The organism is Delftia deserti (assembly GCF_042653485.1).
GTDB lineage: Bacteria > Pseudomonadota > Gammaproteobacteria > Burkholderiales > Burkholderiaceae_C > Comamonas > Comamonas acidovorans.
Genome location: NZ_JBHSIH010000001.1, coordinates 4,226,570 through 4,247,728 on the forward strand (window position 1 = coordinate 4,226,570; position 21,159 = coordinate 4,247,728).

The following is a 21,159-nucleotide window of genomic DNA, read 5'->3' on the forward strand; positions in this document are numbered from 1 at the left end:
ACCCCGGCGCCGCAGGTTGAAGAAAGCGCCAAGGCACGGATCGGTGCATGGGCCATGGACGGCGGGGCCGGTTTTTTGCGGCTGGTCGGCTGGTCGGGTACGGCCGCTGGCAGGGGTGCGACATGCACCAGCCGCCGCAGCTCAAGGCGAAAAGTCGGCAATTATAGAAGGTTGCCGTCGCCAATGCCGATGGCAGGTGTTGCCAATGCCGCTGGCCTGTGCTCAGGCGATGAAGGCGTCGTAGCCGGTCTTGAGGATCAGCAGGCTCACCACGCCGATGAAAATGCCGCGCACAAAGCCCGTTCCATGGCGCAGGGCCATGTGCGTGCCCAGCATGGCGCCCAGCACATTGGCCACCGCCATGGGCACGGCCAGGTGCCACCAGATATGGCCCTTGAGCGCGAACAGCGCCAGCGCCGCCAGGTTGGTGGCCATGTTCAGCAGCTTGGCCGAGGCCGATGCGTTCAGGAAGTCATAGCCCATCAGCCGCACGAACAGGAACACGAAGAAGCTGCCCGTGCCGGGGCCGAAGAAGCCGTCGTAGAAGCCGATCACCAGGCCGATGGCGCAGGCGATCAGCGTCTCGGCGCGGCCCGAATAGTGCGGCGTGTGGTGGCGGCCCATGTCCTTGCGCGCCAGCGTGTAGACCAGCACGCCCAGCAGCACCAGCGGCAGCAGCCGGCGCAGGAAATCGGGGGAGATCTGCGTGACGGCCCAGGCGCCCGCAAAGGAGCCCGCCATGCCCACGCAGGCCGCCGGCATCATTGCGCGCCAGGGCAACTGCACCTTGCGGCCGTACTGCCAGGTGGACATGGCCGTGCCCCAGACCGAGGCGCTCTTGTTGGTGCCCAGCAGCGTGGCGGGCGGTGCGGTGGGGAAGGTGGCGAACAGCGCGGGCAGCAAGATGAGGCCCCCGCCGCCCACGATGGCGTCCACGAAGCCGGCCAGCATCGAGGCCAGCGAGACGATGATCCATTCCATAGGGCGGCGATTGTCGCACCGCCCAGGTGCCGCAGCCGGCTGGCCGCAGGCATAAAAAAAGCGCCGGACTTGCCGGCGCTCTGGGAAATGCATCTTGGGATGCTATTTATGAATGTTGATCTGGTTGTGTACGAGTTGTCTCCTCGGCCCCTCTTGTGCAGCACTGTGGTGCCGCGAGAGTGGGTGGACTTTAATGGTCGCACCTGGGTGGTGCATCGGGGATTTCCCGCAGTTACCGCAAAAGTGCGGGATTGCACCAGCAAAGGGCCGTGAGCATCGGGCGCCGGGGCTTTGACGCCAGGGCGACCATTCATTCCTCGCCTATCCGCTTTGGCCCACGACAACCCTGGCCCGCCCAGGCTTGCCGCTCCTCAGGCCGTCATCGCCACCGCTGCGTCGGCTGGTGCCGCCGCAGCGGTCGTTGTCCCTGTCCCTGTCCCGGTCTGCCCCTGCCGGTCCGCAAGAATCCAGCCGGCGGCCTTCTCCGCCATCATCAGCGTCGGGCTGTTGGTATTGCCGCTGGTGATGCGCGGCATGGCGCCTGCGTCGATCACGCGCAGGCCCTGCACGCCGCGTACGCGCAGGCGGCTGTCCAGCACGGCCATGGGGTCGTCGGCGCGGCCCATCTTCGTCGTGCCCACGGGGTGGAAGATGGTGGTGGCGATGTCGCCTGCCAGGCGTGCCAGATCCTCGTCGCTCTGGTACTGCACGCCGGGCTTCCATTCCTCGGGGGCGAAGCGCGCCAGTGCGCTCTGGCCGACGATGCGGCGCGTCACGCGCAGGCTGTCGGCGGCCACCTGCCGGTCCTCGGGTGTGGACAGGTAGTGCGGCGCAATGGCCGGCGCCTGGCGGAAGTCCCCGCTGTGGATGCGCACCGTGCCCCGGCTCGTGGGATTGAGGTTGCAGACGCTGGCCGTGAAGGCAGGAAAACCGTGCAGCGGCTCACCGAAGGCGTCCAGCGACAGCGGCTGCACGTGGTACTGGATATTGGGGTGCGCCTGCTGCGGGCTGCTGCGCGTGAAGGCCCCCAGCTGGGAGGGTGCCATGCTCATCGGCCCGCTGCGGCGCAGCAGGTATTCCAGGCCGATGCCGGCCTTGCCCCACAGCGAATTGGCCATGGTGTTCAGCGTGCGCGCGCCCTTGATCTTGTAGACCGAGCGGATCTGCAGATGGTCCTGCAGGTTCTCGCCCACGCCGGGCAGGTCGTGGCGCACGGCAATGCCGTGGTTCTGCAGCAGCGCGCCCGGGCCGATGCCCGACAGCTGCAGGATCTGCGGGGAGTTGACGGCGCCCGCGCACAGCAGCACCTCCTGGCTTGCCTGCACGTTGACCATTTCCGAGCCGGTCCAGACCTGGGCGCCGCTGCAGCGCAGGCCGCCGGCGGGCAATGGCTCGAACAGCAGCTGGCTGACCTGGGCATGGGTCCACAGCTCGAAATTGGGGCGGCCATAGCAGGTGGGCCGCAGGAAGGCCTTGGCGGTGTTCCAGCGCAGGCCGCCCTTCTGGTTGACCTCGAAGTAGCCCACCCCCTCGTTGCTGCCGCCGTTGAAGTCCTCGGTGGCCGGAATGCCGGCCTGCTGCGCGGCTTGGGCAAAGGCGTCCAGGATGTCCCAGCGCAGGCGCTGCCGCTCCACGCGCCATTCGGCGCTGCCGCCTGTGCCCGTGCCGCCGTGCAGGGCACGAAAGCCCGCATCGGCGTTGCCGCCGGCGTCCAGCCGCCAATGGCTTTCATGCTGGCGGAAGGCCTGCAGCACCTGGTCCCAGCGCCAGGCGTCGTCGCCGGTCAGCTCGGCCCAGCCGTCGTAGTCGCGGGCCTGGCCGCGCATGTAGATCATGCCGTTGATGCTGGAGCAGCCGCCCAGCGTCTTGCCGCGCGGATAGCGCAGGCTGCGGCCGTTGAGCCCTGCGTCGGGCTCGGTCTGGTAGAGCCAGTCGGTGCGCGGATTGCCGATGCAGTACAGGTAGCCCACGGGGATGTGGATCCAGTGGTAGTCGTCCTTGGCGCCCGCCTCGATCAGCAGCACGCGGCTGCGGCCATCGCGCGAAAGCCGATTGGCCAGGAGGGCGCCCGCCGTGCCGGCGCCGATGACGATGTAGTCGAAGGTGGTGTTGCTCATGGAGATGGGCGGGCGTCCGCTGCGGGCCGGAACGTCCTTGGGAGCCGGGGTTGGTGCTTCGACCCATTGTGCGGACGGCATGCGCACTGTCGAGAGGGAAAGCGCGCTGGACTCCTTTTTTTGCAGCATCGCATGCAGCAGCAATGGCAGTTCCGCTGGTTTTTTGATAAAAATTGCATGCGTAGGGCAAAGCTGTCGCGCGCACGGCGTTGCCAGGCAATCTGCGGCCCATGCCGCTCGGTTATCCTGCGGTCTTGGCTGCAATGCCGCCCGGCCCTGCCTGCGCGCCCCGCCTTCGCAACCCCCAAGGACTTTCCGCACTTGTCTGCCCTCAACAATCCCCCCCAATGCAGCCTGCGCCGCGACACTGACGGCCAGTGGGCGTTGCTGACCGGCTCCTGGGGCGCGGCCGAGCTGGGCCGGCGGGCGCAATGGCGCAGGCTGCGTGCGCAGCTGGCCGATGCCAAGGGCGATGACCTGGGCTGGAACCTCGAAGGGCTGGACTGGCTGGACCACGTGGGTGCGCAGCTGCTGTGGAACCACTGGGGCCGGCGCCTGCCCGCGCGTCTCGTGGCCAGCGATGCGCAGCGCGCCATGCTCGAGCGCGTGGGCCGCTTCTCCAAGGAGCCTGCGCCGCCGCCCCCGCGCCCGAACCTGCTGGAGCGCATCGACAGCCTGGGCTGCCTGGTGATCAACGCCTGCGGCCATTTCGCGCAGATGACGCGGCTCATCGGCCAGTTGCTGATCGACCTGCTGCGCTTTGCGCGTGCGCCGCACCGGGGGCCCTGGCGCGACATCTCCGGCCATCTTTACTCCATGGGCGCCACGGCCCTGCCCATCACGGCCCTGGTGGGCTTTCTGATCGGCGTGGTGCTGGCCTACCTGATGGCGCTGCAGCTGCGCCAGTTCGGGGCTGAATCCTTTATCGTCAACATCCTGGGCATCTCGCTGATCCGCGAGCTGGGTCCGCTGCTGGCGGCCATTTTGGTGGCCGGCCGCACGGGCTCGGCCATCACCGCCCAGATCGGCGTCATGCGCGTGACCGAGGAATTGGATGCCATGCAGGTCATGGGCATACCGCACGGCTTTCGCCTGGTGCTGCCGCGCGCGCTGGCGCTGGCCATCGCCATGCCCCTGGTCTCGCTGTGGACCACGCTGGCCGCGCTGGCCGGCGGCATGCTCGCGGCCGACCTGACCATGGGCGTCACGGGCGCCTACTTCGCCGAGGCCCTGCCTGCCGCCGTGAAGATCGGCAACCTCTGGATCGCCATGGGCAAATCCGTGGTCTTCGGCGCCCTCATCGCCCTGATCGGCTGCCACTGGGGCCTGCGCGTGGAGCCCAATACGCAGAGCCTGGGCAAGGGCACGACGGCCTCGGTGGTGACGGCCATCACCATGGTCATCGTGGTGGATGCGATCTTCGCCATCTTGTTCAAGGACGTAGGCATCTGATGGCCATGGACACCGAAACCTCCCCCACGCCCGCAGCCGACGAGCCCATCGTGCGCATTGCCGGGCTGTGGAGCGTGTTCGGCGAAGGCGAGAACGCCTTTGCCGTGCACCAGGACCTGGACCTGGATGTGCAGCGTGGCGAGATGCTGTCCATCGTCGGCGGCTCGGGCACGGGCAAGACCGTGCTGCTGCGCCAGATGCTGGGGCTGCTGGAGCCCACCAAGGGCCGTGTCGAAGTGCTGGGCCGCCCGGCCAGCGAAATGGGCCGCGAGGGCGCCGCCAGCCGCGTGGGCATGCTGTTCCAGCATGGGGCGCTGTACTCGGCCTTCAGCGTGCTGGACAACGTGGCCTTCGCGCTGCGCGAGCAGGGCACGCTGCCCGACGACCTGGTGCGCGACGCGGCCCTGGTCAAGCTGCAGATGGTGGGCCTCAAGCCCGAGCATGCCTCGCGCATGCCGGCCGATCTCTCGGGCGGCATGATCAAGCGCGTGGCGCTGGCGCGGGCGCTGATCATGGACCCGCCCCTGCTGCTGCTGGACGAGCCCACGGCCGGGCTGGACCCCACCAGCTCCGACGAATTCTGCGAACTGCTGCGCGAGCTGCGTGCCGAGCTGGGCCTGACCGTCATCATGGTCACGCACGACCTGGACACGCTGTTCGCCCTGTCCTCGCGCGTGGCCGTGCTGGCCGAGAAGAAGGTGCTGGTCAGCGGCCCGCCGCGCGAGGTGGCCGAGTTCAAGCATCCGTTCATCGAGCATTTCTTCCAGGGGGAGCGCGGCAGGCGCGCGATGAGCACGGTATGAGAAGCCCCCCTGAGTCGCTTCGCGCCTTCCCCCCTCTCGCTTTGCGGGGGGGGACGACACCCTCGCGGCGGGGCGGCCCTTGCTCGGTGTCCCTTGCCTTGGGGCGCGCCGGTTTTGAAGGCTGCGCTCTGAGTGCTGGCCCTTGGGGCTGTGACCCCATGCCTTGCTTTGCTGGGCTCAACGTTATGGACCATTGATATGGAAAACAAATCACATGCCATGGCGGCCGGCATTTTCGTGCTGGTCGTGGCGGCCCTGCTGGCGGGGCTGGCGATCTGGCTGACGCGCGATACGCGGCAGTACAACGAGTACGAGCTGTCCACCAAGGACGGCATCAGCGGCCTGCAGGCCCAGGCGGCCGTGCGCTACAAGGGCGTGGCGGTGGGCAAGGTCACGCGCATCGGGTTCGATCCGCAGACCAATGGCAATGTGCTGATCCGCATCGCCATCGGCGTGAACACGCCCATCACGCCCACCACGTTCGCCGTGCTGGGCTACCAGGGCGTCACGGGCCTGGCCCATGTGCAGCTCGATGATGCGGACCAGCCGCAGCCCCAGCTGCCGCCGGGCCCCAGCGGGCTGCCGCGCCTGCCGCTGCGCTCGTCGCCGCTGAGCATGCTGGCCGACCAGGGGCAGGTGCTGCTGGAGCGCGCCGATGAAATCTCGCGCCGCCTCAGCGACATGCTGGACACCGACAACCAAAAGCGCGTGAGCCAGGCGCTGGAGAACATTGCGGCCGCCGCCGCAGGCGTGCAGCAGCTCACGCAGAACCTGGACCGCACGCTGTCCACCCAGGTGCCGCAGCTCGCCGCCGACGCCCACAACACCCTGCAGTCGCTGGAGAAGGCCAGCAACGGAGCCGCCGCCGTGGCCTCCGAGCTGCAGCAGACCGTGCGCCGGGTGAACGCGCAGGACGGACCGCTGGAGCAGATCGCCCAGAGCACGCGCGCACTGACCCGCATGGCCGATTCGCTGGGGCGCAGCACGGTGCCGCACGCCAACCGCGCGGCCGACGATGTCTCGCGCGCCGCGCGCCAGATGGGTACGGCGGCCAGCCGCTTCAGCGACAACCCGCAGGCCGTGATCTACGGGCCGGGCCAGGCCCGCCCGGGGCCGGGCGAGCCCGGCTTCGTCGTCCCGTCCGCAGCCACCCAGCCCTGACCCAAGGAATCCGCATGCCCCTATCTCGCAAGACCGCCGTGGCCAGCGCTGGACTGGCCGCCGCCCTGATCCTGCTGGCCGGCTGCTCGGCCCTGCCGCAGCCCCCTGCCCAGCCTGCGCGCTATGACTTCGGCCTGGCGCCGCTGTCCGCGCCCGGGCAGTCCGCAACATCCGCCGCCCCGCAGGCACGCACGCCGCTGGCGCTGGCCGATGTGGAGGCCCCCGCCCTGTCCGACGGCAGCACCGCCATGTTCTACCGCCTGGCCTATGCCAACGGCCAGGAACTGCGCCCCTACCAGCTGGCGCGCTGGAGCCAGCCTCCGGCCCTGCTGCTGCAACAGCGCCTGCGCAGCCAGCTGGGCCTGCAGCGCCCCGTGCTGGCCAGCAGCGAAAGCGTGGCCCAGCCGCGCCTGCAGGGTGCCGTGCCCACGCTGCTGCGCGTGGACATCGAAGAGTTCAGCCAGGTCTTCGACGCGCCCGGCTCCAGTGCCGGCGTCGTGCGCCTGCGCGCCACCCTGGTCGAGCAAAGCGGTGCCGTGGACCGCCTGCTGGGTCAGAAGCTGTTCGAGGTGCGCAGCCCTGCCGCCTCCGGCGATGCCGCAGGCGGCGCGAAGGCGCTGGCGACGGCGGCCGATGCCGCCATTGCGCAGATCGATGCGTGGCTGGGGCAGCAGGGGCACTGAGCGGTAGCTTTGGCCGCCAGCCCGCCGTTTTCCCTTTCTTCCCCTCTCAACAACAGCCGATTGGTGCACTGCACTGTTCGGCTGTTTCTTCGTGGAGTGGACTCAGGTTCGAGCCGCTTCGGCGAGGCCACGTCGGGGCGATTGCAGCGCTTGTGAGCCTGACCGCGCTCCTTCAAGCAAAAAGCCCAGCAGAGCTGGGCTTTGGCAGGGCGAAGGCCTTACGCCTGAGTTACGCCTGAATCAGGAGGATTTGACCCTCAACTCCCTTGTGTAGGCCACCTTGCTGGAGCTGCTACGCGTGCGGAGCAGGCCGGTGTTCACTGCCTTGCGGGCAGCCATCAGCGCACGCGACATGCTGGCCTGTTTCAGGCTGAGCACTTCGGTGTTGATGTCGGCACGTTCTTTGGTAAGCATGGCAGGCTCCTGTCGAATGAAGTATAGCAACGAGGCTTCCATCGAGCCTTTGCGATAGCGCTTTGAAGGTCCTGTTGTACAGGCGCTCCAGCCGAGGAGATGCCGGGAAATAAAAGAACTGTTCGATCTCCTGCATCTCATCGAGATAGAACACCATCACGCTGCAAAGCGTTTGCACGAACTGGAAGATCTGGAAAGCTTCCGGCAGACACCAGCCATCAGGTTTGAAGTGGTCCGCTTCTGCGTCGGCGCGGCAAAACTTGACCAGCCGAGAGAACTCTGCAGGAGCGAAGTCCTTTGCGTCCAGGTTGTCCAGCATCGTGAGCAGGAGCTCGGGATCGTTGCCAGTCTCCGCATGGGGCGAAAGGAACAGAAACCAGAAGTCCAGCCCTGCGAATCGCACAGGGATGATCTCCCGGTCTGAATCAATCTCAGCCAAGTCTCCAATCCAGATGCCATTTGCGGGCGCTGCTGCAAACAGCTGCTTGCGCAAATCATCTTCAATCCACGCAGTCAATAATTTTCCCTCTCTGGAGAAAAATTAGACCTTGCACCGTCTTTGGCTGCTTGCCTCATACCGTCTATCTGGGCGGTGAATTTCTCTGCACTTTCCTTTTGCGCAAGGACCCCAGCGAGCCGTACGCGCCGATATGCGGGGTGGACCACAGAGGCGCCTGGGCGGGCGCCTGACCCAGCGCTTCCCGCGCGTCCGTCAGGGGCTGTAGTCCCGATCCCACCGTCTCGGCTGCCCCTGGGACGACCGTCAACACTAGGTCCAGACTACGGCGCGCAGCCCCCAGGTTTTTTACAGTGGAACCGTCGCTGATGCAGATCGTGGCTTTGAAAAAACAAGGCCTGATTGCACGGCACGACTTCAACATCACTGAAAGGACCAAGCCATGAATGAAGACCGCATCAAGGGCAACTGGAAGCAATTCACCGGCAAGATCCGTGAGCAATGGGGCAAGCTCACCGATGACGATCTGGACGTGATCGCCGGCAAGCGCGAGCAATTCCTGGGCAAGCTGCAGGAGCGCCAGGGCCTGGCCCGCGACGCTGCCGAAAAGCAGCTGACCGACTGGCAAAAGCGCAACCCCGACTTCCGCTTCGAAGACTGACGAGGGTGGACCCCGCGGGTGGCACGGACGCCCTGGCCGGCGCCACCACCCGCTCCCCCGACAGCCAGCGTGCCTGAGGGCACGCACCAATGGCCCGCCGCCGCAGGCACCAAGGGCCGCTTCAGTACAAATACAAGGAGTTCCATCATGCAAACACCGCAACGCTTTCGCCACATGCTGTCCGCCGTCGCCCTGGGCCTGATGGCCTCCGGCGCCATGGCCATGACCAATGCCGAGCACACGGCCGCCAAGAACCAGATCGAGGCCGAGTACAAGGCTGCCAAGGAACAGTGCAAGCCGCTGAAGGACAACGCCAAGGACGTCTGCGAGAAGCAGGCCAAGGGCCAGGAAAACGTGGCCAAGGCCGAACTGGAATCGCGCCGCAATCCTTCGCCCAAGAACAGCGAAAAGGCCCTCAAGGCCAAGGCTGATGCGGACTACGACATCGCCAAGGAAAAGTGCGACGACCTCAAGGGCGACGCCAAGGATGTCTGCGTGAAGGATGCCAAGGCTGCCCATGTACGCGCCGTCGAAGCCGCCAAGGTGAACAAGGCGCAGGCCGAGCCCGCTGCCAACTCCGCAGCCAAGGCTGCCAACGTGGCCGAAACCCGCAAGGACGCTGCCGAGGAAACCCGCGAAGCCGACTACAAGGCTGCCAAGGCCCGCTGCGACACCATGAGCGGTGACGCCAAGGACACCTGCGTGGCTGATGCCAAGCGGAAGTTTGGACAGTAAGCTGGTAGGCACCCCCTGAGGCGCTGCGCGCCTTCCCCCTCTCTACTTGCTTCGCAAGGGAGGGGGATGGCACTTTCGCCGCGAGGCGGCTCTTGCTCGGTGCCCCTGGCCTTTTGGCCGCGCCAGTTTTATCCGCCTTGACCAAGCCCCGCTCGCGGGGCTTTGCTGTTTTCGGGTTGGCTGATGTGGGTCAAACGGGTTGGGCGGTGCTGTTCCTAAGCTGCAGGCTTTCATGATGAAGGCAGGAGAAGCGTATGGCCGTACTGGAATGGAGCGGGGCGCTGGCATTGGAGTTGCCCGCCATGGACGAGGTGCACCAGGAGTTCGTGCTGCTGCTGGCCGAGGTGGAGGCGGCCGATGATGCGCAGCTGTGCACGCGCTGGGATGAGTTGATCGCGCATACGCAGGTGCATTTCGACCAGGAAGACCGCTGGATGCAGTCCACGCGCTTTACCAGCACCAACTGCCACAGCCTGCAGCACAAGGTGGTGCTGCAGGTGATGCGCGAGGGGGCGAACAAGGCGGCGGCCGGGGACCTGGCCGTGATCCGCAGCATGGCGGGCGAGCTGGCGGCCTGGTTCGTGCACCATGCGCAGACCATGGATGCGGCGCTGGCCCTGCATTTGCGCAGTGCGGGCTTCGATCCCGCCACGGGCTCCCTGGCACACCCTGAGGCCTTGCCCGAGCAGCCCATCACGGGCTGCGGCGGTGCCTGCGACGGCAGCGCCGACCGCGCGCGGGCCGTGCCGGCCTGAGCCGGCAGGCCCGCAATCAGCCAGCTCGTCAATCAGCCAGCCCGCTCAGGGCATGATCGCGGGCGAGGCCAGGATGGGGAAGATCTTCACCAGTCCACCCGCCATCACCTCCACGGCCAGGGCAGCGAGGATCAGGCCCATGAGCCGCGTCATCACGTTGATGCCGGTCTTGCCCAGCACGCGGGCGATCGGGTCGGCCAGCGAAAAACAGACCATCACCACCAGCGCCACCACCACGCCATAGCCCACCAGGGCCAGGTGCTGCCAGATGGTGCGTGCCTGGTCGGCGTAGATCACCACGGTGGACATGGAGGCCGGCCCCGTCAGCAGCGGAATCGTCAGCGGCACCACGGCAATGCTGTTGCCCATGGCGGCCTTTTCCGCGCCAGCGACAAGCGTGGGCGCGTTGGGCCGTTCCTCGGCCGGGCGGGCGTTGAGCATGTTCATGGCGCTGATCAGCAGCAGCAGGCCGCCGCCCACCTGAAAGCTCTGCAGCGAGATGTTGAAGAAGTCCAGCACCTGCAGCCCGATGATGGCGCAGGCCGCGATCACGCAGAACGAGGCCAGCGCCGCCGTGCGAATGGTCTGCTGGCGCTGCTGGGCGCTGAATCCCTCGGTGTAGTGGATGAAGAAGGGGACGATGGCCAGCGGGTTGATGATGGCCACCAGCGTGATCAGCGGTTTGAGGTCCATCGCATTCCCTGTAGGTTGCCGCCGCCCACCTGTGCCCGGCCCTTGCCGGTACGCACGACTTTTCGTTCCATCGAATGTCTCCTGTGAAAGAATTGCCGCACGGGCCGGCCCGCCGCCATTACAGCATTGCGGGGCGCGTCCGCCCACCGGGAAATCACAACAGGTTCTCAGACAGAAAGGAACGCGGACATGGGCAGTTTTGTGCAGTTGACTTCATTGGATGGCACGTCTTCGCCGGCCTGGGTGGCGCGGCCCGATGTGCCCGCGCGCGGCGCCGTCGTGGTGCTGCAGGAGATCTTCGGCGTCAACGCCCATATCCGCGCCGTGGCCGACCGCCTGGCTGCCCGCGGCTATGTGGCCGTGGCGCCGTCACTGTTCACGCGTGTCGAGGCCGGTGTGGACCTGGGCTACGGCGACGCCGACCGTGCCAAGGGCATGGCGCTGAAATCCGCCGCCGAGGCGCTGCCCCAGCCCGGCGTGCTGCCCGAGATCGAGGCCGCCATCGCCCATGCTGCCACGCTGGTGCCCGGCGGCAAGGTGGGCATCGTGGGCTTTTGCTGGGGCGGCCTGTGGGCCTGGCGCGCGGCCTGCAACCTGCCCAGCCTGTCGGCTGCGGCCTGCTACTACGGCGGCGGCATGACCACGCCGCTGGAGATGGGCCGCGAGCCGCTGTGCCCCGTCATCGCCCACTTCGGCCGGCGCGATACGCACATTCCCGTGGACGCCGTGCAGGCCTTCGCCCAGGCGCAAAAGCATGTGCAGGTGCACCTGTACGACGCCGACCACGGCTTCAACTGCGACCAGCGCAGCGCCTACGACGAGGCCAGCGCCCTGCAGGCGCGCGACCGCACGCTGGCCTTCTTCGACCAGCACCTGGCCTGATCAACCCCCGGGGTCCGGGTCACATGCCGGCCCCGGCGTCGCCTTGCGCGCCTGCACGGTCTGCAGCGGGCCCCGCAGCGCGCGCTGCTGCGCGATCAGGAAACTCAGCAGGCCGCCCAGGTCGCTCAACTGTTGGCCAGGTGCACTCATGCAGCACAGGTCTACTACCAGCCCGATCTGCCGCATGCAGTCCTGCACTCGGTAGACCTCGTATTCGGAAATGAGGTAGTACAGACTGGCCTCTTCCCTGGGGGGCATAGGGTGGAAGTGGGAGGGGCAGCGATTGTTTCGCCGGATGGAGTGATGTCAGCCATGGCAGCTCCTACGTGACATAAAGAGCCTGCCGCCACTCCGCCAAGAGAGGTGCCAGGACTGTGCAGGTTGGCGGACCGGACGTAGGACCGGCACCCCCTTGCGGAGGTCCCGCACAGCCCCGCCAAAACGGAACCGTGCCCGGCGCAGCACCGGGAAGATGAAAAAAGCCGCTGCCTCATGGAAAGGCGTGCGGCTGCTGCGCCTACGTTGTTTCGGGCCGCCAAGCCCGTTTCCCCCGAGACGATCGCGAAATGCTACTCCAAATGCGCGTCCTGCCGCGCTCTGAAGCCAGGTTCAGCCCTGGGGTTGCTGCGCGTGCAGCCCCATGTGGTACAGCCCCCAGGGCGCCTGCGCAAAGCGTTCCTTGAGCGGCTTGCCTGCCAGATCGGCAATGCGGTCGGCGTCGTACATGGCCCATTGCGGGCCCAGGCCGCCCAGGCCCAGGCGCCGGCCGTCCATGTGCGTGGCCAGCAGCATGCGCCATTGCAGGGCCTGGGCCAGCGGCAGCTGGGCGCGGTAGCCGTCGATGGCCTGCAGGGTGATCCACTGGCCCCTGGCCGCTGCGGCGGCGCTGTCCACGCCGGCCGCCTGCAGCACGGTGGCCAGCAGCGGGCCGCGCAGCCGGTGGGGCTGGCCGTCGTATTCGATATGGGGCGTGATCTCCACCGTGGGCAGGCGCTCCAGCGCACCGGCCCCTGTGGTCCAGGCCGAGTCGAAGGCCAGGCCATGGTTTTTCAGCAGCAGATCGGCCACCGGGTCCAGCGGCCCCCGGTTGCCGCGCACACCGGGGCCGCTGATGGTGAGCACGGCGGCTTCGGTGCTTTTTCCGGGGGCGGCGGGAGCGGCCAGGGCGCTTTCGCAAAGGGCCAGGCCGGTGGCTGCGCTGGCGGCCAGCAGGCTGCGGCGTGAAAGCGGGCTCCGGCTTGCGGATGCGGTCATGAGGAACTCCTGGGGGTGCGTGGCGATGTGCCAGCGCCGATTTTCCGTGAACTCCTCTCCCTTCGCGACAGCGCCGCGCCTGCAGCGGTCAAGAGGCCCAGCAGCGCCAGGGCGGGCAGGCCCAGGCCCGGCACGGGCGTGGCCGTGGGGCCGGCAGGACCCGCCAGCGGCACGGCCAGCAGCACGGGGTCGCTGATGGCACCCGGCGCGGGATTGCTGTCGCCCGTGGCGGTGGCGGTGGCGCTGCCGTTGTTGTCGGTGACGGAAAAGCGCAGCGTGCGGCCCTGCAGGCTGTCGATGGGCCAGGGCACCCATTGCTGGTCCAGGTACTTGAACAGCCGGGCATTGGCGGGAATGGCCTCGGGCAGCGTGAGCGTGACGCCCAGCTTCTCGCCCGGCATGCAGTACATGGCCTGGAAGCTGGCCTGTCCCCAGGGATAGCGGTGCCCTGCGGGCAGGCTGCCGGTGGCTGCCGTGAAGGCGGGCGCGCCGTCGAGCACGCAGCCGCCGCTGGGGCTGTCCAGGGCCAGGGTGACGGCGCCGCCGGGGCCGGCGCCCGTGTACGTGGTGTCGGGCACGAACATGGCCAGCACGTTGCGCGCCCGGTCCATGGTCACGGTGCAGGAGGTGGCGTTGCCGCTGCAGTCATTGCCCCAGCCTGCGAACCTGTAGGCCGGCGCGGGCGTGGCCGTCAGCGTGACCAGGGTCTGGGCGCCGGAGGGGTAGCTGGCGCTGCACTGTGCCGGTGTGCCGCCGCCGGAAGGCTGCGTGCATTGCACGATGCCGCCGTCCAGGGGCACGGGCAGGTCGCCGGCCGTCACGCTGCCGCCTGGCGTGCTGACCTGCACGATCAAGGCTGCGGCACCCTGCAGTTCCACCGCGCCCATGTCGCAGCCCGCGCCCTGGGGGCGCACCTGGCCGCGCTGGTCGATGAGGCCGTTGCAGTAGTAGGACGGTACGGCGTCCACGGCCGGCGAGCCTGCGGCCGGCAGCAGGCTCGGCGTGGCGCCGCCGTTGTTGTGCAGGCTTGCCAGCAGGGGGTCCTGGTCGAAAAGATTGGTGCCCCTGTCGTCGATGTCGATGGCGCCAGGCGGCAGGCCGGCAGTGCTGACGGTCCTGAGAATGCTGTAGTCCAGGCTCACCAGCGGGTTGTTGCCGTCCTTGTTGTAGATCTCCGGGCCCGTCGTGCCAGTCGCGTTCCACAGAATGCTGGAGACCAGGGCGACAGGGTTGGCATACCCGGTGGGCCATGCGGCATCGTTGTACAGAGCGTGGCCTGCGCCGTCCGCCTGGCTGGTGCCCGCCTGGTTGCCGACGAAGGTGGTGAAGCGGACCAGCGAACTGCCCGTGAACGTGGAGCCCTCCGTCCGGTAGTACAGGGCGCCGCCATGGCGGCCTGCGCGGTTGCCGGTGAAGGTGACGTCCTCGATGCGCAGGGCATTGGCCGTGTCGTGTACCAGGTGGTAGAGGGCGCCTGCGTCCGCGCTGGCCGAATTGCCGGCGAACAGGGACTGGCGTATCTCCATGGCATTGGCGCCGTTGCCCCAGCCTTCGCTATAGATGGCACCGCCCATGGCTGCGCTGTTGCCGCTGAAGCTGGACTGGCGGATCAGGGGGCTGGCGGTGCCGGCGTTGTCGGAAAGGTTGTAGAGGGCGCCGCCCTGGCCGGCATTGGACTCGGCCTTGTTGCCGCTGAACACCACGTTGAGCAGCGTGGGGCTGCAGGCGCTGCCCGCTCCCGCGCCGTTGCAGTACAGGCCGGCGCCGTGGTAGTTGGTGCCGCCGGACTGGCCCGCCGTGATGGTGAGGGTGTCCAGCCGCGTGTTGTCCCGTGTGTAGGGGCCGCCGCTGCTGCTGTTGCCCCGCCCGCCGATCACCACCACGTTGAAGCTGTTGCCGCCCTGGATGTCCGTGGCGGCGGGCGTGATGCCGCCCGTGCGGTTGCTGTCATTGCCATCGATGTCGCCGGACAGCACGGTCAGGCGCGGGTCGGTGGTGCGTTCCTCGGGCGCGGTGCTGTTGCCGGTGTAGCCGCCCAGCAAGTGCACCGGTGCGTTGATGGCAAAGCTGGCGCTGCGGTCCGTGCCCGCCGTGGGCCGGTAGATGCCCTGCTTGAGCCGGATGCTGCTGCAGGCCCCGCTGCCCAGCGCGGCCTGCAGCGTGGTGGCGCTGCTCCAGTCCAGGCCGCTGGCGGCGGCGCTGCCGTCGCTGGCCGCATGGCAGGTGAGTTGGCTGCCGGCGGGCGCGGCCTGTGCGCCCGGGGCGGCGCCCAGCAGGGCGGCCAGGGCCAGGGCGTGGGGCACGGCGCGGGGCACGGCGCGGGACATGGCGCGGGTTAGGGCGGTAATGCCGGCCTGCGCGGTGCGGGGCATGGGCAGGAGGGCCATCGTCTATCTCCTTGAACCTTGAAGTCGGTGCCGGGTGGCCTGGGCGACCATAGCCACTGGCGCCTTTCCTGTATGTCCCCCTTTCGGGCGACAAGACGAGGCACCCCTATCCATGTGAACATGCAGCTCTTGCCGCCATGGCAGGTCCGCAGAACTTTTGGCCCATGCACGCAGACCCTCCAGAAAGTCCAGCCAGCCCCGCCGGAGCCGGCAATGCTGCACCCGCCCCCATCCGCGTGGCCGTGGTGGAGGACGATGCCGCCTGCCGCCACGCCCTGGTGGGCGTGATCAATGCCGCGAAGGACATGGTCCTGTGCTGGGCGGCAGCCAGCCGCGCGGAGGCCCTGCACCAGCTCGGTCGTGCCGATGGGGCGGGCGCCATGGACGTGATGCTGGTGGACCTGGGCCTGCCCGATGGCAGCGGCCTGGAGGTGATTGCTGCCGTGCGCACCCGCCATCCCGGGGCAGCGGTGATGGTCAGCACCATCTTCGGCGACGAGCAGCATGTGCTGGCCGCCATCGAGGCCGGCGCCATGGGCTATCTGCTCAAGGACCTGGCCGCCGACGCGGTGCTGGAGGAGGTGCGCAGCCTGCACGCGGGCGGCAGCCCCATCAATCCCATGGTGGCGCGCAAGCTGCTGCTGCGCCAGCAGCGGGCCGGGGCGGTGGCCGGGCTGGAACGGCCTGTGGAGCCGCAGGCCGCCGCGCAGGCGCTGTCCACGCGCGAGCTGGAGGTGCTGCGCCTGGTGGCGCGCGGCCATACGCTGGACGAGGTGGCGCGCCAGCTGGGCGTGTCGCGCCACACGGTGCGCACCTTCGTGCGGCGCATCTACGGCAAGCTGCAGGTGTCCAGCCGCACGCAGATGATGCATGTGGCGTTGCAGCACGGCTGGCTGGCCGAGGGACGGCGATGAGCGCAGATGAGCGCCGCCTCAGCAGGGGGTTGACCGGGCAGCCGCTCCAGCGGCGGGCCCTGCTGGTGTCCGCGGGGCTGGCGGCGCTGGCGATGCTGCTGGCGGGGGCGTTCGGGCTGCGAGGCGATGCCGCAGGCGTTCCGGTGCAGTTGCGCCAGGCGCAGTTGTGGGCGTCGCCCAGCCAGCGCTGGGAGCCGCCCGTGGCGCTGGAGGCGGCGGACGATGCGGTGCTGGGCGCGGCCACGCCCTGGCGCGAGGTGGATCTGCCCTATGCGGGAGACAGGGCCGTGTCGGGCAGCGGCGACCTGGCCCTGGCGCCGCCCGAGGTGCGCTGGTTCCGCGCCGTGGTGCCGCCCGGGGCGCTGGCGCCCACGCCCCAGGGCGCGCGCCTGTATATCCCGCGCTGGCAGACGGTGGGCACGGTGGCGGTGTATGTGGACGGGAAGCTGGCCTGGCAGACGCGCGGCAGCCGGGTGTGGAACAGTTTCAACCTGCCGGTGTGGCTGGACCTGGGCGGGCTGGCGCAGCCCGGGCGCCCCCTGCAGGTGCATGTGCGCATGGCCAGCCAGCAGGGCGTGGGCGGGGCGCTGTCCAGCCTGTGGGCGGGGCCGGCCGAGTCGCTGCGCCTGTCCTGGCGGCTGCGCAGCCTGCTCCAGGCCGATCTGGTGGTCTACACGGCGGGCTCCTACCTGGTGCTGGGCCTGTTCGCGCTGGCGCTGTGGACGCTGCAGCGGCGGCGCGGGGATGTGGTGTTCCTGCTGTTCTTCCTGATGTCGCTGTGCCAGTTGCTGGGCTCGCTGCAGTTCATGGTGGACGGCGAGGGGCTGGCCCTGTCGGACGGCTGGTTCTCCTGGCTGACGCTGGCCGGCCTCATGGGCGCCACGGTGGCGGCCTTCCATTTCCTGTGCCTGATGCAGCGCAGGCGCCGGCCATGGCTGGGCCGGGTGCTGCAGGGCTATGTGGGCACGGTGCTGCTGGTGGCGGTGCCGCTGTGGGGGCCGGCGCACGAGACCATCCTGCCGCTGCTGCGGCTGCTGATGGTGCCGCCGGAGATCCTGGTGCTGTGCATGGCCGTGGTGGGCGCCTGGCGCATGCGCGATGGCGGCAGCACCATGCTGGCCGTGTGGATGCTGCTGTCGTTTCCCATCGGCTTCCATGACCTGGCGCTGCAAAGCTACCTGATCAGCATAGAGAGCATCTACCTCACGCCCTATGTGTACCTGGGGCTGTTCACGCTGTTCCTGCTGGTGGCCTACCGGCGCTACAACGGCGCGCTGGCCGTGGCAGAGAACGCCAACCTGCATCTGGCGGAACGGCTCAAGGCCCAGGAGGCGGAGCTGGCCCAGGCCCATGAGCGCCTGCTGGCCGTGGAGCGCGAGCAGACGCTGATGCAGGAGCGCCAGCGTCTGATGCGCGAGATGCACGACGGCGTGGGCTCTTCGCTGATGAGCGCGCTGCGCGTGGTGGAGTTCAACCAGGCCGGCACGGTGGACCTGGTGCAGCTGCTGCAGGAGTGCATCGATGACCTGAAGCTGTCCATCGATTCGCTGGAGCCGCTGGACTGCGACCTGCTGGCGCTGCTGGCCGGGCTGCGCTACCGGCTGGGGCCACGCCTGGAAGGGGCGGGGCTGCGGCTGCACTGGGAGGTGAGCGACCTGCCCGCGCTGCCGTGGCTGGACGCGCAGGCCGCCCTGCATGTGCTGCGCATCCTGCAGGAGGTGCTGACCAACATCATCAAGCACAGCGGCGCGCGCGAGATCAGGGTGCGCACGGCCCAGGCCCTGCTGGACGGCCGGGCCGGCGTGCAGGTGCTGGTGGGGGACGACGGCCGCCCCTTCGATCGCGCCCAGGCACCCACCGAAGGCCGCAAGGGACTGGCGAACATGCGCACGCGCGCGCTGGCGCTGCAGGCCCGGCTGGACTGGGAGCCCCTGGCCGGCGGCAATCGCTTCACGCTGTGGATGCCGCTGGAGCGGGCGGGCGCCTGACAGGGGCGGAGGCCTCGCCCCGGTGGCGCTAGTCCTGCGCCGTGCGCGCCATGTAGCGCTTGCGCCAGAAGAACATGGTCAGGCCCACGGCAATCGCCATCATCGAGCCCATGGCCCACCAGAAGCCGTCCTGCTTGTGCACCAGGGGGATGAACTCGAAGTTCATGCCGAAGATGCCGGCAATCAGGTTCAGCGGCAGGAAGACGGCAGTCAGTGCGGTGAGCGTGCGCATGATGTCGTTGGTGCGGTTGCTCTGCACGGAAAAATGCATCTGAACCACGGTCTCGGTGCTTTGCTCCAGCCGCCGCACGTGGTGGACCACGCGCTCTATGTGTTCCAGCACGTCGCGGCTGCGCACCTTGAGCAGGTCCAGCTCGCGCAGCGCCGCCGCGCCCTCGGGAGGCGCCCAGGTCTCCAGCGCGTCCGTCCAGTCCTGCACGGCGGTGCGCTGGTCTTCGCAGACCTCATCCAGCTCGTGCAGGGCCAGGCGTGCGTCCAGCAGGGCGCTCCAGTTGGCAAAGCGCGTGCGTGGGCGCAGCAGCTCGGTCTGCCAGTGGTCCAGCTGGCGCGACAGTTCGCGGCGCAGGTCCAGGAAGCCGTCCACGATGAGGTTGACCACGCGCAGCATGAGGTCGGGCGGGCTGGCAGGCAGCCGCGTGCCGGAGGTGGGGTTCAGCCGTCCCTCGCGGGGATCATTGGGCACGGCGGCCAGCAGCCGCGCGGCATAGGCGTCGCGCACGGTGCAGTCTTCGGGGTGCACGGACAGCAGCACCTGGTCGAACATGGCAAAGCCCACGGGGCTGGTGTCGATGTTGCGCAGCACGGGCGGGCCTGTGCGGCGCACGGGAGGTGAGGGGGGCAGCGCCTGCGCCGCAGGCGAAGAGGCCGTGCCGGCTTGCGGGGCGGCACGTGCCTGCCCGCTGGCCAGGCGGCGAAACACCAGCAGGTCGTACTGCGAGGTGTAGTCGTAGCGCGAGGGCAACTGGGCGTTGAGCAGGTCCGAGACATGCAGGTCCACCAGCTGCTGGCCCGACAGCAGCTGCAGCGTGCGCTGCACCTCGGCCAGCCGCTCCTGCAAGGTGGCACGGGTGCAGGAGATCCAGACGAATCCCTGCGCGGGCGCCTGGTCGGGCAGGGCGGCCAGTTCGGTGGCGCCGCCCGGCTGCAGGTGGAAGATGCGCATGTTCCTGGCGGCGGGAGCGGCTCCCGCGGGCGGCGTCACCGGCTGCATGCGCTCAGCCGCGCAGCTTGCGCGCGGCGTCGATGGCGAAGTAGGTCAGGATGCCGTCGGCACCCGCGCGCTTGAAGGCCAGCAGCGATTCCATCATCACCTGGTCATGGTCCAGCCAGCCGTTGGCGGCGGCGGCCTTGAGCATGGCGTACTCGCCACTGACCTGGTAGGCGAAGGTGGGCACGCCGAATTCGTCCTTGACGCGGCGCACCACGTCCAGGTACGGCATGCCGGGCTTGACCATGACCATGTCGGCACCCTCGGCCAGGTCCTGGGCGACTTCGCGCAGGGCCTCGTCGGTGTTGGCGGGGTCCATCTGGTAGACGTTCTTGTCGGCCTTGCCCAGCGCGCCGCGCGTGCCCACGGCGTCGCGGAACGGGCCGTAGAAGGCGCTGGCGTACTTGGCGCTGTAGGCCATGATGCGTGTGTGGATGTGGCCGTGGGCCTCCAGCGCCTCGCGGATGGCGCCGATGCGGCCGTCCATCATGTCGCTGGGCGCCACCATGTCCACGCCGGCCTCGGCATGGGTGAGGGCCTGGCCCACCAGCACCTGCACGGTCTCGTCATTGATGATGTAGCCGGACTCGTCGAGGATGCCGTCCTGGCCGTGGCTGGTGTAGGGATCCAGGGCCACGTCGGTCATCACGCCCAGTTGCGGGAACTCCTTCTTGAGCGCACGCACCACGCGCGGGATCAGGCCGTCGGGGTTGAGCGCCTCCTTGCCGTCGGGCGTCTTCAGCGAGGACTCGATGGCGGGGAACAGCGCCAGGAACGGGATCTCCAGCTGCACGCACTGCTCGGCCACGGGCAGCAGCAGGTCCAGGCTCAGGCGGTCCACGCCGGGCATGGAGGGCACGGCCTCGCGCTGGTTCGTGCCTTCGTGCACGAACACGGGGTAGATGAAGTCGTGGGCCGTGAGCACGTTCTCGCGCACCAGATTGCGCGTGAAGGCGTCGCGGCGCAGGCGGCGGGGGCGGTTGTGCGGGAAGGGGGTGGGGCTGGACAGATGCATGCCGAAAATTGTGCCCCATTCCCGCCGCAGGCCCCGCAACCCTGGCGACGACGCCGGCACGCGGGACTCGGCTTTTGCGCCTGCGCAGCCTGGCGCACCCCTGTACGCACGTACACTGCCCGCATGCTGTGGGTCAAAGCCTTTCATATCGTTTTCGTGGCAAGCTGGTTCGCGGGCCTGTTCTATCTGCCTCGCATCTTCGTCAACGTGGCCATGGTCACGCCCGGCTCGGTGGCCGAGCGCGAGCGCCTGCTGCTCATGGCGCGCAAGCTGCTGCGCTTCACCACGCTGCTGGCCGTGCCCGCATTGGGCCTGGGCCTGTGGCTGTACCTGGGCTACGGCATCGGCAAGGGGCCGGGCAACGGCTGGATGCATGCCAAGCTGGCCGGCGTGCTGCTGGTCATCGGCTACCACCATGCCTGCGGGCGCCTGCTGCGCAAGCTGATCGACAACCGGGACCAGCACAGCCACCGCTGGTTCCGCATCTTCAACGAGGTGCCGGTGCTGTTGCTGGTGGCCATCGTCATCCTGGTGGTCGTCAAACCTTTCTGAGAAACCGTTCCAACGAAGAGGGAGGCA

General features: G+C 68.5%; 20 protein-coding genes. 11 read left to right on the forward strand and 9 right to left on the reverse strand.

Annotated elements, in window-relative coordinates; genetic code table 11:
* Nucleotides 1-222 precede the first annotated feature (222 nt).
* Nucleotides 223-981 (reverse strand): sulfite exporter TauE/SafE family protein, encoded by a 759-nt coding sequence (locus ACFPFG_RS20285; protein WP_013800226.1) that lies wholly within the window; start codon nucleotides 979-981, stop codon nucleotides 223-225.
* Nucleotides 982-1,352: 371 nt separating this feature from the next.
* On the reverse strand, nucleotides 1,353-3,098 hold the full coding sequence (locus ACFPFG_RS20290) for a GMC family oxidoreductase (RefSeq protein ID WP_380110308.1): 1,746 nt from the start codon (nucleotides 3,096-3,098) through the stop codon (nucleotides 1,353-1,355).
* Nucleotides 3,099-3,419: 321 nt separating this feature from the next.
* On the opposite strand from ACFPFG_RS20290, the gene ACFPFG_RS20295 reads away from it, so the two are divergent.
* The 4 genes from ACFPFG_RS20295 to ACFPFG_RS20310 all read left to right on the forward strand — a co-directional run bounded on the left by ACFPFG_RS20295 (nucleotide 3,420) and on the right by ACFPFG_RS20310 (nucleotide 7,197).
* Entirely contained in the window at nucleotides 3,420-4,550 is a 1,131-nt protein-coding gene (locus ACFPFG_RS20295) for an MlaE family ABC transporter permease (protein WP_380108010.1), read from the forward strand.
* Entirely contained in the window at nucleotides 4,550-5,353 is an 804-nt protein-coding gene (locus ACFPFG_RS20300) for an ABC transporter ATP-binding protein (RefSeq protein WP_063327701.1), read from the forward strand. Before ACFPFG_RS20295 ends, ACFPFG_RS20300 begins: the two co-directional genes overlap by 1 nt.
* Before the next feature lie 198 nt (nucleotides 5,354-5,551).
* Nucleotides 5,552-6,514, forward strand: coding sequence for an MlaD family protein (locus ACFPFG_RS20305; RefSeq protein ID WP_183019270.1), 963 nt, complete (start codon nucleotides 5,552-5,554; stop codon nucleotides 6,512-6,514).
* Between the two features lie 14 nt (nucleotides 6,515-6,528).
* The gene (locus ACFPFG_RS20310) at nucleotides 6,529-7,197 is read left to right on the forward strand and encodes an ABC-type transport auxiliary lipoprotein family protein (protein ID WP_380108012.1); all 669 of its coding nucleotides are present in this window, start codon (nucleotides 6,529-6,531) and stop codon (nucleotides 7,195-7,197) included.
* A gap of 292 nt (nucleotides 7,198-7,489) precedes the next feature.
* Here ACFPFG_RS20310 and ACFPFG_RS20315 read toward each other — a convergent pair whose 3' ends face one another.
* Nucleotides 7,490-8,128 carry a hypothetical protein gene (locus ACFPFG_RS20315; protein ID WP_380108014.1) on the reverse strand — a complete coding sequence of 213 codons (639 nt, stop codon included), beginning with the start codon at nucleotides 8,126-8,128 and terminating at the stop codon, nucleotides 7,490-7,492.
* 382 nt (nucleotides 8,129-8,510) lie between these two features.
* Here ACFPFG_RS20315 and ACFPFG_RS20320 point away from each other — a divergent pair, with 382 nt between their 5' ends.
* The 3 genes from ACFPFG_RS20320 (at nucleotide 8,511) to ACFPFG_RS20330 (ending at nucleotide 10,219) form a co-directional block, all read left to right on the forward strand.
* Nucleotides 8,511-8,729: a CsbD family protein gene (locus ACFPFG_RS20320; RefSeq protein WP_012202308.1), complete on the forward strand. Its 219-nt coding sequence runs from the start codon at nucleotides 8,511-8,513 to the stop codon at nucleotides 8,727-8,729.
* 147 nt (nucleotides 8,730-8,876) lie between these two features.
* A complete protein-coding gene (locus ACFPFG_RS20325; protein WP_183019273.1) occupies nucleotides 8,877-9,464 on the forward strand; it encodes a hypothetical protein in 588 nt (195 codons plus the stop codon).
* 254 nt (nucleotides 9,465-9,718) lie between these two features.
* The gene (locus ACFPFG_RS20330) at nucleotides 9,719-10,219 is read left to right on the forward strand and encodes a hemerythrin domain-containing protein (protein WP_183019274.1); all 501 of its coding nucleotides are present in this window, start codon (nucleotides 9,719-9,721) and stop codon (nucleotides 10,217-10,219) included.
* 45 nt (nucleotides 10,220-10,264) lie between these two features.
* Here the strand turns inward: ACFPFG_RS20330 and ACFPFG_RS20335 are convergent, their stop codons facing one another.
* Nucleotides 10,265-10,912: a MarC family protein gene (locus tag ACFPFG_RS20335; protein WP_183019275.1), complete on the reverse strand. Its 648-nt coding sequence runs from the start codon at nucleotides 10,910-10,912 to the stop codon at nucleotides 10,265-10,267.
* A 189-nt stretch (nucleotides 10,913-11,101) separates the two neighbouring features.
* On the opposite strand from ACFPFG_RS20335, the gene ACFPFG_RS20340 reads away from it, so the two are divergent.
* Nucleotides 11,102-11,794: a dienelactone hydrolase family protein gene (locus ACFPFG_RS20340; RefSeq protein ID WP_183019276.1), complete on the forward strand. Its 693-nt coding sequence runs from the start codon at nucleotides 11,102-11,104 to the stop codon at nucleotides 11,792-11,794.
* Here the strand turns inward: ACFPFG_RS20340 and ACFPFG_RS20345 are convergent, their stop codons facing one another.
* The 3 genes from ACFPFG_RS20345 to ACFPFG_RS20355 form a co-directional block, all read right to left on the reverse strand.
* Nucleotides 11,795-12,052, reverse strand: coding sequence for a hypothetical protein (locus ACFPFG_RS20345; RefSeq protein ID WP_380108018.1), 258 nt, complete (start codon nucleotides 12,050-12,052; stop codon nucleotides 11,795-11,797).
* A gap of 351 nt (nucleotides 12,053-12,403) precedes the next feature.
* Nucleotides 12,404-13,048, reverse strand: a complete 645-nt coding sequence (locus tag ACFPFG_RS20350; protein ID WP_012202314.1) for a molybdopterin-dependent oxidoreductase — start codon at nucleotides 13,046-13,048, stop codon at nucleotides 12,404-12,406.
* On the reverse strand, nucleotides 13,045-15,435 hold the full coding sequence (locus ACFPFG_RS20355) for a choice-of-anchor Q domain-containing protein (RefSeq protein ID WP_380108021.1): 2,391 nt from the start codon (nucleotides 15,433-15,435) through the stop codon (nucleotides 13,045-13,047). Before ACFPFG_RS20355 ends, ACFPFG_RS20350 begins: the two co-directional genes overlap by 4 nt.
* A 164-nt stretch (nucleotides 15,436-15,599) precedes the next feature.
* On the opposite strand from ACFPFG_RS20355, the gene ACFPFG_RS20360 reads away from it, so the two are divergent.
* On the forward strand, nucleotides 15,600-16,349 hold the full coding sequence (locus ACFPFG_RS20360; protein ID WP_380108023.1) for a response regulator: 750 nt from the start codon (nucleotides 15,600-15,602) through the stop codon (nucleotides 16,347-16,349).
* Complete coding sequence (locus tag ACFPFG_RS20365) at nucleotides 16,346-18,337, forward strand: sensor histidine kinase (RefSeq protein WP_380108025.1); 1,992 nt, start codon at nucleotides 16,346-16,348, stop codon at nucleotides 18,335-18,337. Before ACFPFG_RS20360 ends, ACFPFG_RS20365 begins: the two co-directional genes overlap by 4 nt.
* 28 nt (nucleotides 18,338-18,365) lie before the next feature.
* On the opposite strand, the gene ACFPFG_RS20370 is transcribed toward ACFPFG_RS20365, so the two are convergent.
* Together ACFPFG_RS20370 and hemB are read right to left on the reverse strand one after the other, a co-directional pair.
* Nucleotides 18,366-19,568, reverse strand: coding sequence for a magnesium transporter CorA family protein (locus ACFPFG_RS20370; RefSeq protein ID WP_380108027.1), 1,203 nt, complete (start codon nucleotides 19,566-19,568; stop codon nucleotides 18,366-18,368).
* A gap of 4 nt (nucleotides 19,569-19,572) precedes the next feature.
* On the reverse strand, nucleotides 19,573-20,580 hold the full coding sequence (gene hemB, locus ACFPFG_RS20375; protein WP_183019280.1) for a porphobilinogen synthase: 1,008 nt from the start codon (nucleotides 20,578-20,580) through the stop codon (nucleotides 19,573-19,575).
* A 123-nt stretch (nucleotides 20,581-20,703) separates the two neighbouring features.
* On the opposite strand from hemB, the gene ACFPFG_RS20380 reads away from it, so the two are divergent.
* Nucleotides 20,704-21,132 (forward strand): CopD family protein, encoded by a 429-nt coding sequence (locus ACFPFG_RS20380; protein WP_197954613.1) that lies wholly within the window; start codon nucleotides 20,704-20,706, stop codon nucleotides 21,130-21,132.
* The last annotated feature ends 27 nt before the right edge of the window (nucleotides 21,133-21,159 follow it).

Bases quoted from the DNA above. Each gene is read 5' to 3' on its own strand.
- ACFPFG_RS20370 (WP_380108027.1), bottom strand. From the start codon at position 19,568: ATGCAGCCGGTGACGCCGCCCGCGGGAGCCGCTCCCGCCGCCAGGAAC.
- ACFPFG_RS20290 (WP_380110308.1), bottom strand. From the start codon at position 3,098: ATGAGCAACACCACCTTCGACTACATCGTCATCGGCGCCGGCACGGCG.
- ACFPFG_RS20330 (WP_183019274.1), top strand. From the start codon at position 9,719: ATGGCCGTACTGGAATGGAGCGGGGCGCTGGCATTGGAGTTGCCCGCC.
- ACFPFG_RS20325 (WP_183019273.1), top strand. From the start codon at position 8,877: ATGCAAACACCGCAACGCTTTCGCCACATGCTGTCCGCCGTCGCCCTG.
- hemB (WP_183019280.1), bottom strand. From the start codon at position 20,580: ATGCATCTGTCCAGCCCCACCCCCTTCCCGCACAACCGCCCCCGCCGC.
- ACFPFG_RS20365 (WP_380108025.1), top strand. From the start codon at position 16,346: ATGAGCGCAGATGAGCGCCGCCTCAGCAGGGGGTTGACCGGGCAGCCG.
- ACFPFG_RS20285 (WP_013800226.1), bottom strand. From the start codon at position 981: ATGGAATGGATCATCGTCTCGCTGGCCTCGATGCTGGCCGGCTTCGTG.
- ACFPFG_RS20380 (WP_197954613.1), top strand. From the start codon at position 20,704: ATGCTGTGGGTCAAAGCCTTTCATATCGTTTTCGTGGCAAGCTGGTTC.
- ACFPFG_RS20345 (WP_380108018.1), bottom strand. From the start codon at position 12,052: ATGCCCCCCAGGGAAGAGGCCAGTCTGTACTACCTCATTTCCGAATAC.
- ACFPFG_RS20355 (WP_380108021.1), bottom strand. From the start codon at position 15,435: ATGGCCCTCCTGCCCATGCCCCGCACCGCGCAGGCCGGCATTACCGCC.
- ACFPFG_RS20320 (WP_012202308.1), top strand. From the start codon at position 8,511: ATGAATGAAGACCGCATCAAGGGCAACTGGAAGCAATTCACCGGCAAG.
- ACFPFG_RS20335 (WP_183019275.1), bottom strand. From the start codon at position 10,912: ATGGACCTCAAACCGCTGATCACGCTGGTGGCCATCATCAACCCGCTG.
- ACFPFG_RS20305 (WP_183019270.1), top strand. From the start codon at position 5,552: ATGGAAAACAAATCACATGCCATGGCGGCCGGCATTTTCGTGCTGGTC.
- ACFPFG_RS20300 (WP_063327701.1), top strand. From the start codon at position 4,550: ATGGCCATGGACACCGAAACCTCCCCCACGCCCGCAGCCGACGAGCCC.
- ACFPFG_RS20340 (WP_183019276.1), top strand. From the start codon at position 11,102: ATGGGCAGTTTTGTGCAGTTGACTTCATTGGATGGCACGTCTTCGCCG.
- ACFPFG_RS20310 (WP_380108012.1), top strand. From the start codon at position 6,529: ATGCCCCTATCTCGCAAGACCGCCGTGGCCAGCGCTGGACTGGCCGCC.
- ACFPFG_RS20350 (WP_012202314.1), bottom strand. From the start codon at position 13,048: ATGACCGCATCCGCAAGCCGGAGCCCGCTTTCACGCCGCAGCCTGCTG.
- ACFPFG_RS20360 (WP_380108023.1), top strand. From the start codon at position 15,600: ATGCACGCAGACCCTCCAGAAAGTCCAGCCAGCCCCGCCGGAGCCGGC.